The sequence below is a fragment of the Mesorhizobium sp. M0292 genome, assembly GCF_040321695.1.
Lineage (GTDB): Bacteria > Pseudomonadota > Alphaproteobacteria > Rhizobiales > Rhizobiaceae > Mesorhizobium.
The window spans coordinates 198,721-218,260 of record NZ_JAMYSB010000004.1 but is presented as its reverse complement, the minus strand read 5'-3'; the positions used below and the strand labels follow the sequence as shown (position 1 = coordinate 218,260).

The following is a 19,540-nucleotide window of genomic DNA, read 5'->3' as shown; positions in this document are numbered from 1 at the left end:
ACCAATGACATGACCGTATCGCCCTTCGACCATCCGCTGCTCTCCGGCCTGCTCGGCGACGAGGAGGCGGCTCGGCATTTTTCGGTGGATGCGGAAATCGCCGCCATGCTCGATTTCGAGCGCGCGCTGGCGCAAGCGGAAGCCGAAAGCGGGACTATCGGCACGGATGCCGCCGCGGCGATTGTACCTGTCCTGTTGTCATACAAGCCGGACACCGCGCGGCTGCGGGCCGGTGTGGCGAAGGATGGCGTGATCGTGCCCGAACTGGTGCGCCAGTTGAAGGCAGCGGTCGGGGCGCCGCACGACGCCGGCGTGCATTTCGGCGCAACCAGCCAGGACGTCATCGACACTGGCCTGGTGCTTCGGCTGCGCCGGCTCATTGAACATCTCGACCTGCTGCTGACTGAAAACATTCTGCGGCTGGTGGGGCTGGAAGAACGTTTTGGCAGCCGTGCATTGACAGCGATGACGCGCATGCAGCCGGCGATCCCAATTCAGGCGTCGGACCGCGTGGCGGTGTGGCGCACGCCGCTGCAACGGCATCAGCAGAGACTGTCGGAGCAATCCAAGCGTCTGCTCGTGGTGCAGTTTGGCGGCGCCGCTGGCACGCTGGAGAAGCTGGGCGACAAAGGACCTGCCGTGCGCGCGGCCCTTGCCGCAAAGCTCGGCCTTGGCGACGCGCCGCAATGGCACAGCCAGCGGGATGCGCTGGCCGAATTCGCCGGGCTGCTATCGCTCATCACCGGCAGCCTCGGCAAGTTCGGCCAGGACATTGCGCTGATGGCTCAAGATGGAACCGACATCAAGCTGTCCGGCGGCGGCGGCTCGTCGGCCATGCCGCACAAGCAGAACCCGGTGAAGGCGGAAGTGCTGGTGACGCTGGCGCGCTTCAACGCCACCCAGCTTTCCGGCATGCATCAGGCGCTGGTGCATGAGCAGGAGCGCTCCGGTGCTGCCTGGACGCTGGAATGGCTGCTCTTGCCGCAGATGGCGGTTGCGACCGCGGCTGCGCTACGGCTCGCCGCCGAACTCGCCGGACAGATCGAAAGCCTGGGACACTGATGCGCACCCGGATTGTCATTGTCGGCTCCGGACCGTCCGGGCTGCTGCTTGGCCAGCTTCTCGGCACCATTGGCGTCGAGACGGTGATCCTCGAACGTTCGAGCCGGGAGCATGTGCTTGGCCGGGTGCGGGCAGGGGTGCTCGAACAAGGCACCGTCGAGTTGCTCGAAGAGGCGGGCGCAGCTGCAAGGCTGCATGCCGAGGGCCTGCTGCATGCCGGCATCTCGCTTGCCTTCGGCGGCGGCCTGCACCGGCTCGACCTCACGGCACTGACTGGGGGAAAGCATGTCACCGTCTATGGCCAGACCGAAGTGACGCACGATCTGATGGACAAGCGCGAGGCGGCCGGGCTGACCACCGTCTATGAGGCGGCCAACGTCGCGCTGCATGGTTTCGATGGCGAAGCGCCTTACGTCACCTATAGCAAGGACGGCGTCGGCCATCGCATCGACTGCGACTTCATCGCCGGCTGCGATGGCTATCACGGCGTCAGCCGCAAATCGGTGCCTGAGCGGGCGCTGAAAACCTTCGAGCGGACCTATCCCTTCGGCTGGCTCGGCGTGCTGGCCGAAGTGCCGCCGGCCGATCACGAACTGGTCTACGCCAACCATGAGCGGGGCTTTGCGCTGTGCTCGATGCGCTCGACACATCGCAGCCGCTACTATGTGCAGGTTCCGGTTGATGAGAGCGTCGAGGCCTGGAGCGACGACCGCTTCTGGGATGAGTTGCGCCGTCGCCTGCCCGAGCAGACTGCCGCCGCCGTTGTTACCGGGCCGTCCTTCGAAAAGTCGATCGCGCCGCTGCGCTCCTTCGTTGCCGAGCCGATGCGCTTCGGCCGGCTGTTCCTGGTCGGCGACGCCGCCCATATCGTGCCCCCGACCGGCGCCAAAGGGCTCAACCTCGCTGCCAGCGACGTGCGCTATCTCTTTGCCGGACTTCGCGAATTCTATCTGGACAAATCGCAGGCCGGGCTTGACGCCTATTCAGCCAAAGCGCTGGCTCGGGTGTGGAAGGCGGTGCGCTTCTCCTGGTGGATGACGACGATGCTGCACCGCTTTCCCGATACGGGCGAGTTCGGCCAGCGCATCCAGGAAGCCGAGCTCGACTATCTCGTGCATTCGCAGGCGGCGTCGACCGCGCTGGCGGAGAACTATGTCGGTTTGCCCTATTAAGGGCAGTGCGATCTCAAACCCGTTCGAGCGCCACTGCGATGCCCTGGCCGACGCCGATGCACATGGTGGCGAGCGCATAGCGGGCGCCGCGCTCGCGAAGCTCCAGCGCAGCCGTGCCTGCAATGCGCGCGCCCGACATGCCCAAGGGATGACCAAGCGCGATGGCGCCGCCATTGGGGTTGACGTGCTCCCCATACAAGGCGATGCCGAGTTGGCGGAGCACGGCGATGCCTTGGGAGGCGAAGGCTTCGTTGAGTTCGATGACATCGAATTGGTGCGGTGTCAGGCCGAGGCGAGCGCAGAGCTTTTGTGTCGCCGGAGCAGGGCCGATGCCCATGATGCGCGGCGCCACGCCGGCGGCAGCGCCGCCGAGGATGCGGGCGATCGGCGTCAGGCCGTGTTTTTTCACAGCCGCTTCGGAGGCGATGATCAGCGCCGCCGCGCCATCGTTGACGCCCGATGCGTTGCCGGCGGTGACCGTGCCGTCTTGCCGGAACGGCGTCGGCAATTTGGCCAGCGACTCGACCGTGGTGCCGGCGCGGGGATGCTCATCCTTCGATACGATAGTCGCATCGCCCTTTTTCTGCGGGACCGTCACCGGGGTAATCTCCTTCGCCAGCCGGCCATTGGCCTGTGCCGCGACGGCCTTGTCCTGGCTGCGCACGGCAAAGGCGTCCTGGTCGGCGCGCGACACTGAAAAATCCTCGGCGACGTTCTCGCCGGTCTCCGGCATGGAATCGACGCCATATTGTTTCTTCATCAGCGGGTTGATGAAACGCCAGCCGATGGTGGTGTCATGGATCTCGGCATGGCGTGAAAAGGCGGTCTCGGCCTTGGGCATGACGAAGGGCGCGCGGCTCATCGATTCGACGCCGCCGGCGATCATCAACTCGGCTTCGCCCGCCTTGATGGCGCGGGCGGCAATGGTGAGCGCGTCCATGCCGGACCCGCAGAGGCGATTGACGGTCGAGCCTGAAATTTCCTTCGGCAGTCCGGCCAGGAGCAGCGACATGCGGGCTACATTGCGGTTGTCCTCGCCGGCCTGATTGGCGCAGCCATAGACGACGTCGTCGACAGCCTGCCAGTCGATGCCGGCATTGCGCTCGACCAGCGCCTTCAGCGGGATGGCGCCAAGATCGTCGGCCCGCACCGACGACAGCGAGCCGCCGAAACGGCCGATCGGGGTGCGGATGTAATCGCAGATGAATGCCTCGGTCATGTCATGCGGCCTTTTCTTTTCCGCTTCCCTCATGCGCCGCCTTGGTGCGGGCCTGCAGGTCACGCAATGTCGTCAGCTCGAGTTCCGTCGGCGCCGGCGTTTCGTCAAGCGCCTCGGCGAACTTTACGATCCAGCCGCAGCTGTCCTGCACCTGCTGCCGCGTCACGCCGGGATGCAGCGACACCACGGTGAATTCCTTGCTCATCGGGTCGGGCTTCCAGATGGCGAGGTCGGTGATCAGCAGCGTCGGTCCAGCGGTCTCGATGCCGAGGCGCTGGCGATGGTCGCCGCCATTGCCATGGCCGAAGGAGGTGAAGAAGTCGATCTTCTCGACCATGCCGCGCTTGGACTGCGCCATGGTGATGTAGATCTCCTTCGACGAGGTGGCGATCTCCGGCGCGCCGCCGCCGCCGGGCAGGCGGGTCTTGGGATGCGCATAGTCGCCGATGATGGTGGTGTTGATGTTGCCGAACTTGTCGAGCTGGGCGGCACCGAGGAAACCGATCGAAATGCGACCGCCCTGCAGCCAGTAGCGAAACATCTCCGGCACCGAGACGGTCGTGACGGCGGTGTCGCAAAGTTCGCCGTCACCGATCGACAGCGGCAAAACATCGGGCGCGGTGCCGATGGTGCCGCTTTCATAGATCAGCGTGATGTCGGGCGCATGCGTCAGTCGCGCGACGTTGCAGGCGGCCGACGGCGCGCCAATGCCGACGAAGCAGACATCGTCGTTTTTCAGGGCTCGGCTGGCGGCAACCGTCATCATCTCATTGGGAGTAAAGCCGCTCATCCCGCGCTCCTCAGATGCTTTACGCGGCCGGCGAAATCGTCCGCCGTGCGATCGATGACATTGGCCTGCATCCAGGCCTGGAATTTTTCACGGTCGGCGGCGATGTCGTCCCATTCGAGATAGGCGGCATTGTCGCGCGCATAATAGCCGTGCGTGTACGACGGATGCGAACCGCCTGATACCACCGAGATCGCAGCGATGGTCCAGCGCGGCAGCACGGTGAGGTTGGGATGCAGGTCGTCGAAATTGTCGACGACTTCCTCTACCGTCACCACGGCGCGCTTGGCCGCGAGCACCGCCTCCTTCTGGATGCCGATAATGCCTTCGACCAGCACATTGCCCTTTTTGTCGGCCTTCTGGGCGTGGATGAAGGTCACGTCGGGGCGGATTGAGGGAACAGCGGCCAGCACTTCGCCGGTGAAGGGGCAGGTGACTGACTTGATGTTCGGATTGACTGTTGCCAGCCCGGCGCCGCGATAGCCGCGGAAAACCGCGCAGGGCAGGCCGGCCGCGCCCGCCTCATAGGCGTTGGCCATGCCGGCATGGCTGTGCTCCTCGATCTCGATCGCCCGGGGAAAGCCGTTCTCGATGGCATCGCGGGCGCGTCGCAGCAGGCCGACGCCGGGATTGCCGACATAGGAGAAGATGATCTTCTTGGCCATGCCCATGCCGATCATCTGGTCGTAGATCAGGTCGGGGGTCATGCGGATGAGCGTCAGGTCGCGAAAGCCCTGGCGGATGGCCTCATGCGCCGCCGCCGTCGGGATCAGATGCGTGAAGCCTTCGAAGGCGACCGTATCGCCATCATGCAGGTTCTCGGCCACGGCCTGTTTGAGCGGCAGGAAATTGACCATCGCCAAGAACTCCGAAGTTCAAAAAGTTCGTATTGCGAACAGTTGTTTTGTATGAGATATTTTTACATCGCGCCGCCGAGACGAGTCAAGGCGGCGCATTGTCTTGCGGAGGCCGCATGGAGGACGAGGCAAAGACGCGCGACCATGTCGGCTCGCTGGAGCGCGGCCTTGCAGTCATGGAGATACTGGCCCGGCATCCGGCCGGGATGACGCTGACCGAAATGGCGGAGGAGGCGGGGCTGACCCGCGCCGGCGCGCGTCGCTTCCTGCTGACGCTGACCGCCACCGGCTATGCCACGCAATCCGGCCGGCAGTTTTCGCTGTCGCCGCGCCTGCTCGCCATCGTGCGCTCTTGGCTCGGCGGCGCCTCGCTGTGGACATTCGCGGCATCCATCATGCGCGACGTCGCGGGCCAATTCGACGAGGCCTGTAACGCGGCGGTGCTGTCGGGCGAGGAAGTCGTCTATGTCGCGCGCATTCCTGGCCGCCGCATCCTCAGCGTTTCGCTCGATGTCGGCACCAGGCTGCCGGCGCATTGCACCTCGATGGGGCGCGTCCTGCTTGCGGGGCTGGGCGCGGATGAGCTGAAGGCCTTGCTTGCAGAGGCGAGGATCGAACGGCGCACGCCGAAGACGATCACCAGCCGCGCCGCGCTGGCCAAGGCCATCGACGCGGCGAGGGCGGATGGCTTTGCCGTCGTCGATGAAGAGCTGGAACTTGGGCTGCGTTCGATAGCGGTGCCGATCTATGACCGCGCCGGCAAGATCGTGGCGGCGATCAACGTCTCGACGCAGTCGGCGCGGTTCTCCGTCGAGGCGATGGAGCGGGATATCCTGCCAGCGCTGCGGACGGCCAAGCAACGGATTGAGGAATTTTTCTTGGTGTGAGCGCAAGGCTAATCGTCTGAGGGAAGCGCTGCCCCCGCTCTGTCTCGGAGACGGGAGCGCCCTACGCGGTTAGCGTCGCCATGCGAGCAAACGATGCCCTGGGGCACCTGAGCACAACGCATATGCGTGAATCCAAATATATCGTTGACGTCGCCCTTCAACTCCAATATTGAACAGGACTATACAGGTTTATTGAACAGGTACCCATATGAGGCGGCGCGTGGTTCAACTGTCTCCCGGCACGGGCAAGCCCGAGCAGATCGCCACCGTTCTCGAACATGAGATCCGCTCCGGCGTGCTTGGCTTCGGCGACCGCCTGCAAAGCGAGAACGAACTCGTCCAACGCTTCTCCGTCAGCCGCAACACGATCCGCAAGGGCCTTGAGGAGCTGTCCAGCCGTGGGCTGATAACGACCAAGGTCGGCATCGGCTCTTTCGTGACCTTCGACGGCAAGCCGGTCGACGACGCCATCGGCTGGTCGCGGGCGCTGGCCAATGCCGGCGCCAATGCCGAGACGCGGACGCTGCGGCTTGAAGTGATCGAGGATGCCGATCTTGCCGCGCTGCTTGGCATCGAAAGCCCGTTCTTCATCGCCGTCGACCGGGTGCGCACCAATGCCAGCGACGGCCATGCGATCTCCATCGAACGCAGCCGCCTGCCGCTGTCGCCCGAACTGGAGGACGTGCCGCTGCGCGGTCTGCGCGAAGGCTCGCTGCACCAGACGCTGCGCGGCGCCGGCCTCATCCCAGACCATGGCGAGGAATGGGTCGGCATCGAGATGCTGAATGCCGAAGACGCCGCCATTCTCGGCTGCCCGCAAGGCACGCCGTTCCTGCGCGGACGCCGGCTGACGCGTGCGGCCGACGACCGGCCGATCGAATATGTAACCAGCCTGCTCAACCCGGCGCATTTCGCGCTGCATATGAGGTTTTGAGCGATGCCGGACAGAACCAACGACACGCTCGATCGCGCCATGGGCGCGCTTGTCGGTGGGGCGCTCGGTGATGCGCTGGGCATGCCGACGCAGCTTCTGTCGCCGGCGCGGATCGCCGAGCTATACGGCCATGTCGAGGATTTCGTGGCGCCGTTTGCCGATCATCCGGTGTCGAAGGGGCTCGTTGCCGGCACCATCACCGACGATACCGAACAGGCGCTGCTGCTTGGTCGCATTCTGGTCCAGTCCGGCGACCGCTTCGATCATGCGCGCTGGGTGAACGCACTGCTCGACTGGGAGCGCGAGGTCAAGGCGCGCGGCAGCTATGACCTGCTGGGACCATCGACCAAGCGCGCCATCGACGCCATCAATGACGGCGTGCCGGCGGAAGAGGCGGGAAGCCGGGGCGACACCAATGGCGCGGCCATGCGCATCGCGCCGGTCGGCATCATGATGCCGCTGGAACCGCTCGACGCTTTCGTCGCCAAGGTGGCCGAAACTTGCCGTGCCACGCACAACACCTCGATCGCCATCGCTTCGGCCGCAGCAGTTGCCGCCGCCGCCAGCCACGGCGTCGCCGGTGGCGACTGGCGTGCCGCTTCCGACAGCGCGGTAGCAGCCGCGCGGCGAGGCGCCCGGCTCGGACATTGGGTGACTGGTGGCGATATCGCCGCGCGTATCGCCTGGGCGCAGGAGCTCGTGCGCGGCAAGACCATGCGGGATGCGATCGGGCTCATCACCGATCTCGTCGGCACCGGTGTGGCCAGCCAGGAGTCCGTGCCGGCAGCTTTCGCCGTGCTTGAAGTCGCGCAGGGCGATCCCTGGCAAGCGGCAATCATCAGCGCCAATCTCGGCGGCGACACCGACACGATCGGCGCGATTGCCTCAGGCATGGCCGGCGCCTGCGTCGGCTTTTCGCAACTGCCGCAACAACACATTGCCGGGCTCGTCGGCATAGATATGGGGGAGGTGCGCTCGCTTGCCGAAGACCTCGTCGCGGCGCGCACGGCAAAGGCCAGCAAGGATGCCGCGGCATGAGTGGGCGTCTGGTCCATATCGGCAGCGCCGTCGTCGACTATGTCTACCGCATCGACGCCTTGCCGGCGCCGGGCTGCGAGAAGACCGCGTCGAGCTTTGCGCAGGTCGCCGGCGGCGGCTTCAACATGATGGTCGCGGCCAGCCGCACCGGCATGACGGTGGTGTTCGGCGGCCAGCTCGGCAGCGGACCGAATGGCGATTTTTTGCGCGCCGCGTTTGCGGCCGAAGGCATCATAACGCTGACGTCGCCATCCCCTGTCATGGACAGCGGCAATTGCGTCGCCATGATCTCCGGGGATGCCGAGCGCACCTTCGTGTCGTGGCCCGGTGCGGAGAGCATTCTCAGCCTCGAGATGATGAGGCCCGTGGTGGTCGCGTCTGATGATTGGGTGTTCACGTCGGGCTACACGCTGAGCTATCTCGGAAGCCGCAACGCGCTGACCGACTGGATCGAGGCGCTGCCAGAAAACATTCCCTTCGTTTTCGATCCAACGCCGGTCATCGCGGATATCCCGCGTCCCATCCTGTCGCGGGTGCTTGCCCGTACGACATGGCTGAGCTGCAACATGACGGAAGCGGTCGAGATCGCTGGGCAAGGCGATGTCGAGGCACTCGCCGCCCGGCTGCTCGCCGACCACTGCCCAAAGGCCGAAGGCGTCGTTATCCGCGCCGGCGCCAAGGGCTGTTTCGTGAGGTTGGTCAATGGCGAGACGCAGACCATTGCCGGCTTCAAGGTCGATGCCATCGACACCAATGGCGCCGGCGACACCCATATCGGCGGTTTCGTCAGTGCACTCTCGCGCGGCGTGCATCCCTTCGAGGCGGCGCGCTATGCCAATGCGGCGGCAGCACTTTCCGTCACCCGCCATGGCGGCTCATCGGCGCCGACCGACAGCGAGATCCAGACTTTCCTGAGCCAGGCCGCCACGGGCGAGCCGGGCCAGAACCAGAAGGCCCATCAGACAGCCTGACCCGCCAAGCGGGCAAACAAGAGAGGAACGAACATGCGCATGCCAAGACTGACTGCCCTGCTGACGGCGACCGCCGTCATCACCTCCGCGCTCACGCTGGCCGCCAGTGCCGCCGAAGTGCATGTGCTCAACTGGAAGGGCTACGGCGCCGACGAGCCGTGGGCGATCGAAGCCTTCGAAAAGGCGACCGGCAACAAGGTCGTCAACGACTTCTTCAATTCCGAACAGGAAATGCTGACCAAGATCCGCACCAATCCGGGCCTCTATGACGTGGTCATGATCAACGCCGCCTTCAACGATCAGGCGATGGCGGAAAAGCTGATCCAGCCGATCGATGTCTCGAAGCTGCCGAACTATGCCGACATCAGCAAGGACAAGGCGCAATCACCGATGCTCGACCATGACGGCAAGGTCTATGGCGTGCCGTGGGTGTGGGGCCTGACGGCGCTGGCAATCAACGAAAAGTCCTTCGACAAGCCGCCGACCTCGATCGCCGAAATGTGGGACCCAGCGCATAAGGGCCGGGTCGTCATTCGCGACGACGCTGTCGAAGCGGTGCAGTTCGGCGCCATCGCCACCGGTCAGAATATCAACGACATCAAGGATATGGAAGCGGTCAAGGCGAAGCTGACCTCGCTGATGCCGCAGATCAAGACGTTCTGGAGCTCGGAGAACGACTGGAACCAGATGGTCGCCTCCAACCAGATCGACATCGGCACCTATTGGAGCGGCTCGGCCGACCGTGCCAAGACGCATTTCAAGCTGCCGGTCTCGCTGGTCGTTCCGCAGGAAGGCGCCGTCGCCTGGCTCGACGCCTTCTCGATCCCGGTGGGCTCGAAGAATGTCGAGGGTGCGCAGGCCTTCATCAACTGGATGATCGATCCGAAATTCTATGTCGAATGGGTCACCAAGGTCGGCGCTCCGGTGTCGGCCAACACGAAGGCGGTGGAAGCGCTGCCTGAAGACTCCTTCAACCGCAAGGTGATGGGCGATCCCGAGGTGGCCAAGCGCATCCAGTTCCAGGCGCCGATCACCGACTCGCAGCGCGAGGCCTATCTGGCGCTGTGGCAGCAGCTCAAGGTCGACGTGAAGTAACGCTCACGTCCGGACCAGCCGGCGGTTGCGCCGGCTGGCCCTTCAATCCTGGGGAGGAGGGTATCATGGCAGTACAGGGTGCGGTCGCGTCGCGCAGCGGGCTGAGATCGGCCCTGCCGCTGCTGGCGCCGGCCTATCTCTGGCTGACGGTGGCGATCTTCCTGCCGCTCTCGGCCATGGTATTCTTCTCCTTCATGACCGACCTGCCGCTGTCGGGAAAGCCATGGGCGTTCACCCTTGGCAATTACGCCGCCTTCTTCTCGCAGAGCCTGTACCTGACGCTGCTGCTCGCTTCGCTGCGGCTCGGCCTCGAAGTGACTTTGTGGTGCGTCGTCATCGGCTACCCCGCCGCCTATGTGCTGGCCAAGGTGCTGAAGGGGCGCAGCCGCGAGGCGATCTTCCTGCTGGTCATCCTGCCGTTCTGGTCGAACGGGCTGGTGCGCATCTTCTCCTGGGCGATGGTGCTGCGCGAGGGCGGCATCCTCGACACGGCGCTCAACGCCGTGCTGCCGTTCAAGATCAACATCGACCTGATGTATTCCTATCCCGCAATCATCATCGGCCTGGTGCACTCCTACGTGCCCTATATGGTGCTGACCTGCTATCTCACGCTGCAGGCAATCGACGACTCGCTGATCGAGGCCGGGCGCTCGCTCGGCGCCTCGCGGCTGCAGGTGCTGAAGCGGGTGATCATCCCGCTGTCTATGCCCGGCCTGGTGGCAGGTGCGGCACTGATCTTCGTGCCGGTCGTCGGCTCGTTCATGGAGCCGCGCATTCTCGGCGGTCGCACCGGCACCTTCTACGGCACGGTGATCGAAGACCAGTTCGTCGCCGTGTTCAACTGGCCGCTTGGTGCGGCATTGTCGTTCATCCTGCTCGCCGTCGTGCTGGTCATCCTCGCAGTTGCCTCGCCGGTGCTGCGGAGGGCTGCTTGATGATGACGACCCGCATCCTCGAAGGACTAGGCCGCTTCTACATCGGACTGCTGCTCGTCTTCCTCTATCTGCCGATCATCATCATGGCGCTGATGTCGTTCAACGTCTCGCCCTTCTACCAATTGCCGTTCGAATGGACGACGGAATGGTATGCCTCGCTCTGGCAGAACGACCAGCTGATCGCGGCGACCTGGAACAGCCTCGAGATCGCGGTCATCACCACGCTCATCTCAGTGGTGCTTGGCTCGGCCGCTTCGCTGGCGCTCTTCCGCTACGACTTCCGCGGCAAGAAAGTGCTGCAGGCGTTGCTGTTCCCGCCGATCGCCATACCATGGCTGATCACCGGCACGGCGATGCTGATCTTCTTCTTCGGCGTCGGCATCGGCCGCGGCCTGTCCGCCATCCTGCTCGGCCATGTCGCGCTGGCGCTGCCCTATGTCATCGTCGTCGTCTCGGCCCGGCTGCAGACTTTTGCACCGGAGCTGGAAGAGGCGGCGCGCTCGCTCGGCGCCAACCAGTGGCAAGTGACGAGGCGTGTGACGCTGCCGTGGATCATGCCCGGCGTCATTGCCGGCGGCTTGTTCGCATTTGCCGTGTCGTTCGACCAGTTTGTCGTCTCCTACTTCCTGGCGACGCCGGGGCAGACGACGCTGCCGGTGGAAATCTACGCCGCGATCCGCAAGGGGTTCACGCCCGAGATCAACGCGGTCTCGACCATCATCATCGTCGTGTCGATGGCGCTGATGCTGCTCACGGCGCGCTTCTTCAAATTCGGCGGAGAGAAATAATGGCCGGCGTGCAGGTATCGAACGTCTCGCGCAGTTTTGGCGCGCACAAGGCGCTGGACGACGTCTCCATCGATTTTGCCGATGGCGGCTTTTATGCGTTGCTCGGCCCATCGGGCAGCGGCAAGACCACGCTGCTTCGCCAGATCGCCGGCTTCGACTTTCCCGATACTGGCCGCATTGCCATTGGCGGCGAGAGTGTGGAACGCGTGCCGGTCGAAAAGCGGCGCATCGGCATGGTGTTCCAGAACTATGCGCTGTTTCCCAATATGAGCGTTGCCGACAATGTCGCCTTCGGCCTGTCGGTGCGCGGCGAAACGAAAGCGACGATCGCCACCGAAGTGCAGCGCGCGCTCGATCTCGTCCAACTCGGGAAGCTCGGCGAGCGCCGGCCGCACCAGCTCTCCGGCGGCCAACGCCAGCGTGTGGCGCTGGCGCGCGCCATCGTCACCAAGCCGCGCGTGCTGCTGCTCGACGAGCCGCTCGGCGCGCTCGACAAGGCGCTGCGCGTTGACATGCAGATCGAGCTGAAACGCATCCAGCGCGAGGTCGGCATCACCACCATCTTCGTCACCCACGACCAGGAAGAGGCGCTGACGATGAGCGACCGCATCGGCATCTTGCGCGACGGCAAGCTCGTGCAGGAAGGGCCGCCGGAGGAGATCTACAACCGGCCGAAGAGCGAGTTCGCCGCCACCTTCCTTGGCGACGCAAACATTTTTCGCGGCGATGCGACCGGCAACGGCATCCGGCTGCCTGACGGCACGGCGATCGCCGCCGGGGTGGGTGATCGGCTTGCCGCCGGTACGAAGGCCAGCTGCGCCGTGCGTCCCGAACGCATTCGCATCGCGACCGATGCCGGGGTTGCGGATGCGGCCAATGCCAACGCTCTGAAGGGCCAGATCTCCAAGCGCATCTTCGCCGGCAACAACAGCACCTATTTCGTCGAGCGCGCCGGCCAGACGCTGAAGGTCATCGTCCAGAATACCGGCAATGACCGGCTGGCCGAGGGCCAGGATGTAATGCTCAGCTGGTCGCCGGAAAGCACTGTGCTGATTGCCGCAAACTAGTTCGCACCGTCACCCCGGCATGGTTCTGATGGGAATTGATGGAGCGGACCTTGGCTGATCGACGGGCCATGGCGTTATATCCTGTCGTCCAAGGGAGGAACGGATGGCAGGCCAGGGTTTCGAGCCGGATGTGAGGGTTCGCACCAGCGAATACCGGATCGGTTGCATCGGCGCCGGCATGATCATGGCCGAATGCCATCTTGCCGCCTATGCGCAGGCCGGTTTCCCAGTCGTCGCCATCGCTTCGCGCACCAAGGCCAGCGCCGAGAAGGTAGCTGCACGCTGGAGCATTCCGACCATCCACGACACACCGGAACAGCTGATCGAGGATTCCGAGGTCGAGATCGTCGACCTTGCCTTTCCACCCGACCAGCAGCCGGCGCTGATCCGCCATGCGCTGAAGCAGCCCCACATCAAGGCGATCCTGGCGCAGAAGCCACTGGCGCTGTCGGTCGATGAAGCCGTGAAGCTGCGCGACGAGGCAGCCAAGTCAGGCAAGATCCTCTCGGTCAACCAGAACATGCGCTACGACCAGTCGATGCGCGTCCTGAAGCAGATCATCGACAGCGGCGCGCTGGGCGACATCGTCTTTGCGCAGATCGACATGCATGCGATCCCGCACTGGCAGACTTTCCTTCAGGACTACGACCGGCTGACGCTCGCCAATATGAGCGTGCATCATCTGGACGTGCTGCGCTTCCTGTTCGGCGATCCCTCGGAAATCACCACGCTGACGCGCAAGGATCCGCGCACGACATTCGACCATTCAGACGGCATCACCGTCTCGACGCTGCGCTTTCCCTCCGGCGTGCTCGCCGTGTCGCTGGAGGATGTCTGGTCCGGACCGCGCCAGGAGGGCTATGAGGACGACCAGCACATCAACTGGCGCGTCGACGGCACCAAGGGTGTCGCCAAAGGCACGATCGGCTGGCCGAAAGGCGTGGCCTCGACGCTGACCTATGCGTCGACCAAGACGACCGGCGGCGAATGGGTCAGCCCGAGCTGGGACACGATGTGGTTCCCGCATGCCTTCATCGGCGTGATGGAGCAATTGCAGCATGCGGTGAAGACAGGCGCGCCGCCGGCGCTCTCCGTCGCCGATAACGTCAAGACAATGGCACTGGTCGAGGCGGGCTACCGCTCGATGGCGCAAGGCCGCACCGTCAAACTGTCCGAGATATCGATCGACTGAACATGCCGCCGAATAGTGTGGCGGCTGAATCGCTTACCGGGAGGAGTTCACATCATGATGCAGGCAGGTATCTTCACCGGCTATTTCCCCTATGAGCTCGCGGAGGCCGCTCGCCGCATCCGTGCACTCGGCTTCAACACAGTGCAGCTCGACATGCATTTCAGGGATGTCGATCTCACGGCCGGGCAGATCACCGGGGACAAGGCGAGGACAGTGCGCGACACGTTTCGCGACCACAATCTGCCGGTCTGCTGCATCTCGGGCTACACCAACATCATCCATCCCGACAAATCCGAGCGCGAGAAGCGCGTCGGCTATCTCAAGGAAATCATCCGCAATGCGCGCGACTTCGGCTCGCCCTACGTGATCTCGGAGACCGGCACCTACAACACCGAATCCGACTGGGTGCATCATCCCAAAAACAAGACCGAGGAAGGCTTCGAGGAATGCCGCAAGGTGATCTCGGATCTTGCCCAGACGGCTTACGACCATGGCGCGGTGTTCCTGCTCGAAACCTATGTCAACAATGTCGTCGGTTCGGTCGAGGAGACGGTCAAAATGTTCGCGCAGGTCGACCATCCGGGCCTCGGCCTGCTGATGGATCCGACCAATTATTTCGAGGCGCACAATATCGACCGCATGGACCAGGTGCTGAACCAGGTGTTCGACACGCTGGCCGACAAGATCCGCATCGCGCACGCCAAGGACGTCAAGCGCTCAGGCAGCGACAAGACCGAGAAGCATGCCGATATCGGCGACGCGGACGCGCATGAGGGGCTGACCTTCCGCGGCGTCGGCGAGATCGAGCTGCCGGCGCCCGGGCTGGGATCGCTGAATTACGATCTCTATCTGCAGCGGCTCAGTGAGAAGCACCCGAACATCCCTGTTATCATCGAGCATCTGACCGAGGACGACGTGCCGCGGGCGAAAACATTTCTCGACGGGAAGTTCCGCGCCAACGGGCTTTGAGGTAGGCGAGACGGTGATGGCGACGGCGGCCAAGACAAAGCGCGATTACGGCCTGGTCGGCGAAAGCACCCGCCGGGCGATCGAGACCGGGCTGGCCTCGGCCGAGTGGTATCACACCGACGTGCCGCGCAAGGCAATGAAGGAAATGATGCAGCGCTCCGACGGGCCGGCGATCCGCGATACAGTGATCTGGATCGCAGCCATCCTGGGCTCGGCCGCCGGCATCGTGTGGTTCTGGGGCACGTGGTGGGTGGTGCCGTTCCTGCTCGTCTATGGCGTGCTCTATGGATCGTCGAGCGATTCGCGCTGGCACGAATGCGGCCATGGCACCGCCTTCCGCACACGCTGGATGAACGATGCGATCTACGAAATCGCCAGCTTCATGGTGGTGCGCAATCCGGTGCAATGGCGCTGGAGCCATGCGCGGCATCACACCGACACGATCATCGTCGGCCGTGACGCCGAGATCGCGGTAATGCGGCCGCCAAATCTGGTCAAGGCGGCGCTTGCCTTCACCGGCATTCTCGATTTCCGTTATTCGCTGCCGATCCTGGCGCGCCAGGCGTTGGGCAAGCTGTCGGACGACGAAAAGAGCTACATTCCTGAGACCGAACAGGGCAAGGCCATCACGGCGGCGCGCTGGCATGTCGCCGTGTACGTTGCGACGATCGCCCTCGCGATCGCGCTGGGTTCATGGCTGCCGCTGGTGCTGATCGGCCTGCCGCGTTTTTATGGCAGCTGGCACATGGTTCTGACCGGCCTGCTGCAGCATATCGGGTTGGCCGACAATGTCGTCGACCACCGGCTGAACACGCGCACCGTCTACATGAACCCGGTCAGCCGCTTCATCTACTGGAACATGAATTACCACGTCGAGCATCACATGTTTCCGATGGTGCCCTACCATGCGCTGCCGAGGCTGCACGAGCTGGTCAAGCACGACCTGCCGGCGGCGAACCCGTCCATGTGGCATGCCTATCGCGAGGTCTGGCCAGTGCTGCTGAAGCAGCTGCGGTACGAGGATTATTTCCTCAAGCGCGAATTGCCGCCGACGGCGCGGCCCTATCGCGGTGAATTTCACGAGCTCGATATGTCGGCGGCGGCCGAGTAGCGAATAAACCACCCGCCTTCTATCCGGCCTGTTACGGGGCCGGTAAGGTGACCGGGAAAAGCAACCAGCCAACAGGGACATCCCGATGAGCCGAAAGAGACCGACCGTCGCCGATCTGCGCGCCATGAAGGGCAAGCGCCAGCTGACCATGCTGCGCGTCCTGACCATGGACGAGGCCGAGGCTGCCGAGCGGGCAGGGGTCGATATCGTCTCGGTGCCGCCCGAGCTGGTGCTCAACCCTGAGTATCGCGATGCGGCGCCCAGCCTGTTCACCATGCCGGGCGAGAATTTTTATGAGATCGGCACGGCGGACGATTTCCTGCGCTGGGCGTTCCGGCTCTACAAGGCCGGCGCCGACGCCGTTTATTGCAGCGCCGGTTTCGCCACCGTGAAGCGGCTCGCCGACGACGCGATCCCCGTCATCGGCCATGTCGGCCTCATTCCGTCCCGCGCCACCTGGACCGGCGGCTTCAAGGCCGTCGGCAAGACCGCCGACACCGCCATGCAGATTTTTGAGGCGGTCAAGCAGTATGAGGCCGTTGGAGCTCTCGGCGCCGAGATCGAAGTGGTGCCGATCGAGGTGGCGAAGGCGATCTCGGAACGGACCTCGCTGATCATGCTGTCGATGGGTGCGGGCACCGGCTGCGACGCGCAATATCTGTTTGCCGACGATATTCTTGGCCAGAACCGGGGCCACATGCCGCGCCATTCCAAGGTCTACCGCAACTTCGCCGCCGAGTACGATCGTCTGCAGGCGGAACGCGTCGCGGCGTTTTCCGAGTACGTTGCCGACGTCGATAGCGGCGCCTATCCGGAAGACAGGCATGTCGTGCGCATGGATCCGGCCGAGCTCAGCCTGTTCATGAAACGGGTGGACGCAAAGGGCTGACTACTCGGCCTCCTTGCCGATCATCGCTGCACCTTGCCATGTTCCGTCAGCGAGCATGGCATGGAGCACCTCGGCATCCGTTCCCAGCGGCCGGTCCTCCCTGAGCATCGCTACATGCGCGCGCACCGCGGTATGGACCGCTGCTGTGCCGGGCGCCAGCTTGAGACCGTCGCGCAGGTCCACGGCCTGTGCGGCGGCCATCAGTTCGAAGGCGATCAGCCGTCGCCACAGCGCGATCATCCCGGCGCATTTCGACACGGCAAGCGGCGTCTGCGTGGCGTGGTCCTCTACGCCTTCGGACACGGCCAGGAAATCCAGCATCACCGGATTGGCCTTGTGGCGGATGCCGGCCAGGATTGCCGTTGCGGTCTTTTGCAGCGGCACGAAACCGGCCGAGGCGCCGCCGACCGGTGACAAATATTTTGGCAGGCCGTTGCGGCCGGAGCCGGCGAGCTGGATGAAGCGGGCAACGCTTGCCGCGGCACATTGCGCGATCGCCAGGCCGAGCGTCTCGAAGGCAAGCGCCAGCGATGCGGTGTGGAAATTGCCGGTCGACAGAACCAGCCCGTCATCGCCCAGCACCAGCGGATTGTCGGCGGCGGCATTGAGTTCGATCTCCAGCGCCAGCCGCGCCTGATCGATCGCCTGGATCAATGCACCATGGATCGACGGCATGCAGCGGATCGACAACGGGTCCTGCAAGGTGGTCGGCGCCGGCTCCTCGTCACGGGCAAGCAGGTCGCGCAGGCCCTTGGCCGCGAGTTGCTGGCAGGCTGCCGGCCGCGCCAGATGCAGGCGCGGATCGAGGATGGTGCGGTTGGCGCCAAACCCTTCCATGGTCAGCGCGCCGGCCTGCTGCTGTTGCGCAAAGGCCGACAGCGCGTCGGCCAGTACCAACGCGCCAGTGCCGGCTGATACCGCCGAGGCGTTGATCAGCGACAGGCCGTCTTTCGGCGCCAGGCTGATCGGAGCCAACCGCGCCATCATCAACGCCTTGGCCGCCGGCATGCGCCGACCCTGATAGTCAGCTTCGCCGTCGCCGGTCAGCAGACGGGCGAGCGCCGCCATCAGCACGAGATCGCCGGCGCCGATCGAGCCCAACTGCGGCATTACCGGATGCACGCCTGCATTGAGCGCATCGACAAGGGCGGTGAAAGCCGCCGGCGAAATGCCGGAGCCGCCGACTGCCAGCATCGCTGCGCGCGCAAGCATGGTCGCCCGCACCGCCTCTTGGGGCAACGGTTCGCCGACAGCGCCGCTTCGCCCTTCCAGCAACTGGCGCTGGAAGGCGCTGGCATCGCCCTCGACCGATGTGCCGAGATTGGCGCCGAGCCCGGTGTTGAGCCCATAGATTTGCTGACCGGACGCGGCGACCTGATCGAGCACTTTTCGCGCTTTGTCGAGCCTCTCGATGACTGTCGGTTCAACCTCGACCTTGCGGCCGCCGCGGGCGACCTGCGCAACGTCCTCGACGCTGACGCCGGCGCCGGTGAGGACGAGCGCGCTCATGCGAAGCGCAGCCTCTGGCCGATGCCTTTATCAGCAGCCTTGGCCAGCATCGCCTTGCCCAGCGCAATGTCGGACAGCGACAGGCCGCGATGCCAGAACAGGATCGTCTCGTCGTCGCTCTGGCGTCCCGGCTTGAGACCGGCAGCGATCTGGCCGAGCTCGGCGTGCAGCGTCGCTTCGCCCAGCCGCCCGGTCTCGACATGGGCGCGCAGCGAGCCGAACTTGCCGCCTTTGCACTGGCCCCAGTCGTCGACGACCATTTTCTGCATGATGTCGGTCAAAGACAGCTCCACCGCGCTCATCGTACCATAGGGCACGACCAGCGCACCGGGCTTGATCCATTCGGTCTTGAGCAGCGGCTGCGGCTCCGGCAGCCGCGAGGCCTCGACGACGATGTCGGCGCCCTTGACGCAGCTCTCCCAGTCGGCAACCGCGGTAACTTTCTTGCCGAGATCGGCCGAGAGTTTGGCAGCGAAGCCGTCGCGGCTTTTCGGGCGGCGCGAATGAACGCGGATCTCGTCGAAGTCGAAGAGATGGTCGAGCAGGCGGACATTCCAATAGGCGGTGCCACGTGCGCCGATATGGGCCAGCACCTTGGAGTTCTTGCGCGCCAGATGTTTGGCGCCGATAGCGGTGACGGCGCCGGTGCGCATGTCGGTGATGACGGTGGCGTCGAGAATGGCGCGCGGCGTGCCGGTGCGCGGATCGAACAGGTTTAGAATGCCAAATTCTGAAGGGAGCCCGTGCAGATAATTGTCGACATAGTCGCCGACGATTTTCACGCCCGCCGTATCGAGCGGCGCAACGTAGCCGCGCAGAACGTTGAAATGGCCATGGAAGGAAGGGTCGGGTTCAAGATGGACGCGCGGCTCGATCACCGTCTGGCCATTGCCTTGCGCGATAAGCCCGGCTTCGACAGCGGCAATGATTTCGCCGTCGGTCATCTCCAGGGCTTCGATATCTAGGGCATTGAGGTAGTTTATATAGATAGGCTTCATGCAATGTCCTTGGCCGCCCGCCCATCCATAACAGGCTGCGAGCCGACACGGAAGTTTGTT

The 19,540-nt window shown here is 64.3% G+C and carries 19 protein-coding genes; 14 read left to right on the top strand and 5 right to left on the bottom strand.

The features are described from left to right. Window positions 1-9 precede the first annotated feature (9 nt). On the top strand, window positions 10-1,062 hold the full coding sequence (locus tag NKI96_RS07940; RefSeq protein ID WP_352803642.1) for a 3-carboxy-cis,cis-muconate cycloisomerase: 1,053 nt from the start codon (window positions 10-12) through the stop codon (window positions 1,060-1,062). Beyond that, on the top strand, window positions 1,062-2,234 hold the full coding sequence (gene pobA / locus NKI96_RS07935; protein WP_023685269.1) for a 4-hydroxybenzoate 3-monooxygenase: 1,173 nt from the start codon (window positions 1,062-1,064) through the stop codon (window positions 2,232-2,234). Before NKI96_RS07940 ends, pobA begins: the two co-directional genes overlap by 1 nt. Window positions 2,235-2,247: 13 nt before the next feature. Here the strand turns inward: pobA and pcaF are convergent, their stop codons facing one another. The 3 genes from pcaF to NKI96_RS07920 are packed head-to-tail and all read right to left on the bottom strand — an operon-like array spanning window position 2,248 to window position 5,097. Next, on the bottom strand, window positions 2,248-3,453 hold the full coding sequence (gene pcaF / locus NKI96_RS07930; RefSeq protein ID WP_352803639.1) for a 3-oxoadipyl-CoA thiolase: 1,206 nt from the start codon (window positions 3,451-3,453) through the stop codon (window positions 2,248-2,250). 1 nt (window position 3,454) lies between these two features. Beyond that, window positions 3,455-4,243, bottom strand: a complete 789-nt coding sequence (locus NKI96_RS07925; protein ID WP_352803638.1) for a CoA-transferase subunit beta — start codon at window positions 4,241-4,243, stop codon at window positions 3,455-3,457. Further along, entirely contained in the window at window positions 4,240-5,097 is an 858-nt protein-coding gene (locus tag NKI96_RS07920; protein WP_352538529.1) for a CoA transferase subunit A, read from the bottom strand. Before NKI96_RS07920 ends, NKI96_RS07925 begins: the two co-directional genes overlap by 4 nt. 116 nt (window positions 5,098-5,213) lie before the next feature. On the opposite strand from NKI96_RS07920, the gene NKI96_RS07915 reads away from it, so the two are divergent. From NKI96_RS07915 to NKI96_RS07860, 12 genes are all read left to right on the top strand, one after another. Beyond that, window positions 5,214-5,984, top strand: a complete 771-nt coding sequence (locus NKI96_RS07915) for an IclR family transcriptional regulator domain-containing protein (protein ID WP_023752096.1) — start codon at window positions 5,214-5,216, stop codon at window positions 5,982-5,984. A gap of 208 nt (window positions 5,985-6,192) precedes the next feature. Further along, window positions 6,193-6,918, top strand: a complete 726-nt coding sequence (locus NKI96_RS07910; protein ID WP_023752095.1) for a GntR family transcriptional regulator — start codon at window positions 6,193-6,195, stop codon at window positions 6,916-6,918. Between the two features lie 3 nt (window positions 6,919-6,921). Further along, the gene (locus NKI96_RS07905) at window positions 6,922-7,956 is read left to right on the top strand and encodes an ADP-ribosylglycohydrolase family protein (protein WP_023696232.1); all 1,035 of its coding nucleotides are present in this window, start codon (window positions 6,922-6,924) and stop codon (window positions 7,954-7,956) included. Beyond that, window positions 7,953-8,927, top strand: coding sequence for a PfkB family carbohydrate kinase (locus tag NKI96_RS07900; protein WP_023752094.1), 975 nt, complete (start codon window positions 7,953-7,955; stop codon window positions 8,925-8,927). Before NKI96_RS07905 ends, NKI96_RS07900 begins: the two co-directional genes overlap by 4 nt. 33 nt (window positions 8,928-8,960) lie before the next feature. Further along, window positions 8,961-10,022: an ABC transporter substrate-binding protein gene (locus NKI96_RS07895; RefSeq protein ID WP_023749929.1), complete on the top strand. Its 1,062-nt coding sequence runs from the start codon at window positions 8,961-8,963 to the stop codon at window positions 10,020-10,022. A 65-nt stretch (window positions 10,023-10,087) separates the two neighbouring features. After that, a complete protein-coding gene (locus NKI96_RS07890) occupies window positions 10,088-10,957 on the top strand; it encodes an ABC transporter permease (protein ID WP_023685260.1) in 870 nt (289 codons plus the stop codon). Then, complete coding sequence (locus NKI96_RS07885; protein ID WP_031194901.1) at window positions 10,957-11,745, top strand: ABC transporter permease; 789 nt, start codon at window positions 10,957-10,959, stop codon at window positions 11,743-11,745. Before NKI96_RS07890 ends, NKI96_RS07885 begins: the two co-directional genes overlap by 1 nt. Continuing rightward, window positions 11,745-12,812, top strand: a complete 1,068-nt coding sequence (locus tag NKI96_RS07880; RefSeq protein WP_023690769.1) for an ABC transporter ATP-binding protein — start codon at window positions 11,745-11,747, stop codon at window positions 12,810-12,812. Before NKI96_RS07885 ends, NKI96_RS07880 begins: the two co-directional genes overlap by 1 nt. Window positions 12,813-12,915: 103 nt before the next feature. Continuing rightward, on the top strand, window positions 12,916-14,004 hold the full coding sequence (locus NKI96_RS07875; RefSeq protein WP_352803633.1) for a Gfo/Idh/MocA family protein: 1,089 nt from the start codon (window positions 12,916-12,918) through the stop codon (window positions 14,002-14,004). Between the two features lie 54 nt (window positions 14,005-14,058). Further along, window positions 14,059-14,973, top strand: coding sequence for a sugar phosphate isomerase/epimerase family protein (locus NKI96_RS07870; RefSeq protein WP_023705643.1), 915 nt, complete (start codon window positions 14,059-14,061; stop codon window positions 14,971-14,973). Window positions 14,974-14,989: 16 nt separating this feature from the next. Then, window positions 14,990-16,084 carry a fatty acid desaturase family protein gene (locus tag NKI96_RS07865; RefSeq protein ID WP_023736018.1) on the top strand — a complete coding sequence of 365 codons (1,095 nt, stop codon included), beginning with the start codon at window positions 14,990-14,992 and terminating at the stop codon, window positions 16,082-16,084. A gap of 85 nt (window positions 16,085-16,169) precedes the next feature. After that, window positions 16,170-16,973: a 3-methyl-2-oxobutanoate hydroxymethyltransferase gene (locus NKI96_RS07860; protein WP_023682254.1), complete on the top strand. Its 804-nt coding sequence runs from the start codon at window positions 16,170-16,172 to the stop codon at window positions 16,971-16,973. Here NKI96_RS07860 and NKI96_RS07855 read toward each other — a convergent pair whose 3' ends face one another. After that, window positions 16,974-18,482 (bottom strand): HAL/PAL/TAL family ammonia-lyase, encoded by a 1,509-nt coding sequence (locus NKI96_RS07855; RefSeq protein ID WP_023815628.1) that lies wholly within the window; start codon window positions 18,480-18,482, stop codon window positions 16,974-16,976. Then, window positions 18,479-19,480, bottom strand: coding sequence for an ornithine cyclodeaminase family protein (locus NKI96_RS07850; protein WP_352803630.1), 1,002 nt, complete (start codon window positions 19,478-19,480; stop codon window positions 18,479-18,481). Before NKI96_RS07850 ends, NKI96_RS07855 begins: the two co-directional genes overlap by 4 nt. Window positions 19,481-19,540 lie beyond the last annotated feature (60 nt).

What these genes read in the sequence shown, in the direction of transcription:
- NKI96_RS07895 (WP_023749929.1), top strand. Translation starts at nt 8,961, where the DNA reads ATGCGCATGCCAAGACTGACTGCCCTGCTGACGGCGACCGCCGTCATC.
- pcaF (WP_352803639.1), bottom strand. Translation starts at nt 3,453, where the DNA reads ATGACCGAGGCATTCATCTGCGATTACATCCGCACCCCGATCGGCCGT.
- NKI96_RS07900 (WP_023752094.1), top strand. Translation starts at nt 7,953, where the DNA reads ATGAGTGGGCGTCTGGTCCATATCGGCAGCGCCGTCGTCGACTATGTC.
- NKI96_RS07870 (WP_023705643.1), top strand. Translation starts at nt 14,059, where the DNA reads ATGATGCAGGCAGGTATCTTCACCGGCTATTTCCCCTATGAGCTCGCG.
- NKI96_RS07910 (WP_023752095.1), top strand. Translation starts at nt 6,193, where the DNA reads ATGAGGCGGCGCGTGGTTCAACTGTCTCCCGGCACGGGCAAGCCCGAG.
- NKI96_RS07940 (WP_352803642.1), top strand. Translation starts at nt 10, where the DNA reads ATGACCGTATCGCCCTTCGACCATCCGCTGCTCTCCGGCCTGCTCGGC.
- NKI96_RS07875 (WP_352803633.1), top strand. Translation starts at nt 12,916, where the DNA reads ATGGCAGGCCAGGGTTTCGAGCCGGATGTGAGGGTTCGCACCAGCGAA.
- NKI96_RS07925 (WP_352803638.1), bottom strand. Translation starts at nt 4,243, where the DNA reads ATGAGCGGCTTTACTCCCAATGAGATGATGACGGTTGCCGCCAGCCGA.
- NKI96_RS07885 (WP_031194901.1), top strand. Translation starts at nt 10,957, where the DNA reads ATGATGACGACCCGCATCCTCGAAGGACTAGGCCGCTTCTACATCGGA.
- NKI96_RS07880 (WP_023690769.1), top strand. Translation starts at nt 11,745, where the DNA reads ATGGCCGGCGTGCAGGTATCGAACGTCTCGCGCAGTTTTGGCGCGCAC.
- NKI96_RS07905 (WP_023696232.1), top strand. Translation starts at nt 6,922, where the DNA reads ATGCCGGACAGAACCAACGACACGCTCGATCGCGCCATGGGCGCGCTT.
- NKI96_RS07920 (WP_352538529.1), bottom strand. Translation starts at nt 5,097, where the DNA reads ATGGTCAATTTCCTGCCGCTCAAACAGGCCGTGGCCGAGAACCTGCAT.
- NKI96_RS07855 (WP_023815628.1), bottom strand. Translation starts at nt 18,482, where the DNA reads ATGAGCGCGCTCGTCCTCACCGGCGCCGGCGTCAGCGTCGAGGACGTT.
- NKI96_RS07860 (WP_023682254.1), top strand. Translation starts at nt 16,170, where the DNA reads ATGAGCCGAAAGAGACCGACCGTCGCCGATCTGCGCGCCATGAAGGGC.
- pobA (WP_023685269.1), top strand. Translation starts at nt 1,062, where the DNA reads ATGCGCACCCGGATTGTCATTGTCGGCTCCGGACCGTCCGGGCTGCTG.
- NKI96_RS07850 (WP_352803630.1), bottom strand. Translation starts at nt 19,480, where the DNA reads ATGAAGCCTATCTATATAAACTACCTCAATGCCCTAGATATCGAAGCC.
- NKI96_RS07865 (WP_023736018.1), top strand. Translation starts at nt 14,990, where the DNA reads ATGGCGACGGCGGCCAAGACAAAGCGCGATTACGGCCTGGTCGGCGAA.
- NKI96_RS07915 (WP_023752096.1), top strand. Translation starts at nt 5,214, where the DNA reads ATGGAGGACGAGGCAAAGACGCGCGACCATGTCGGCTCGCTGGAGCGC.
- NKI96_RS07890 (WP_023685260.1), top strand. Translation starts at nt 10,088, where the DNA reads ATGGCAGTACAGGGTGCGGTCGCGTCGCGCAGCGGGCTGAGATCGGCC.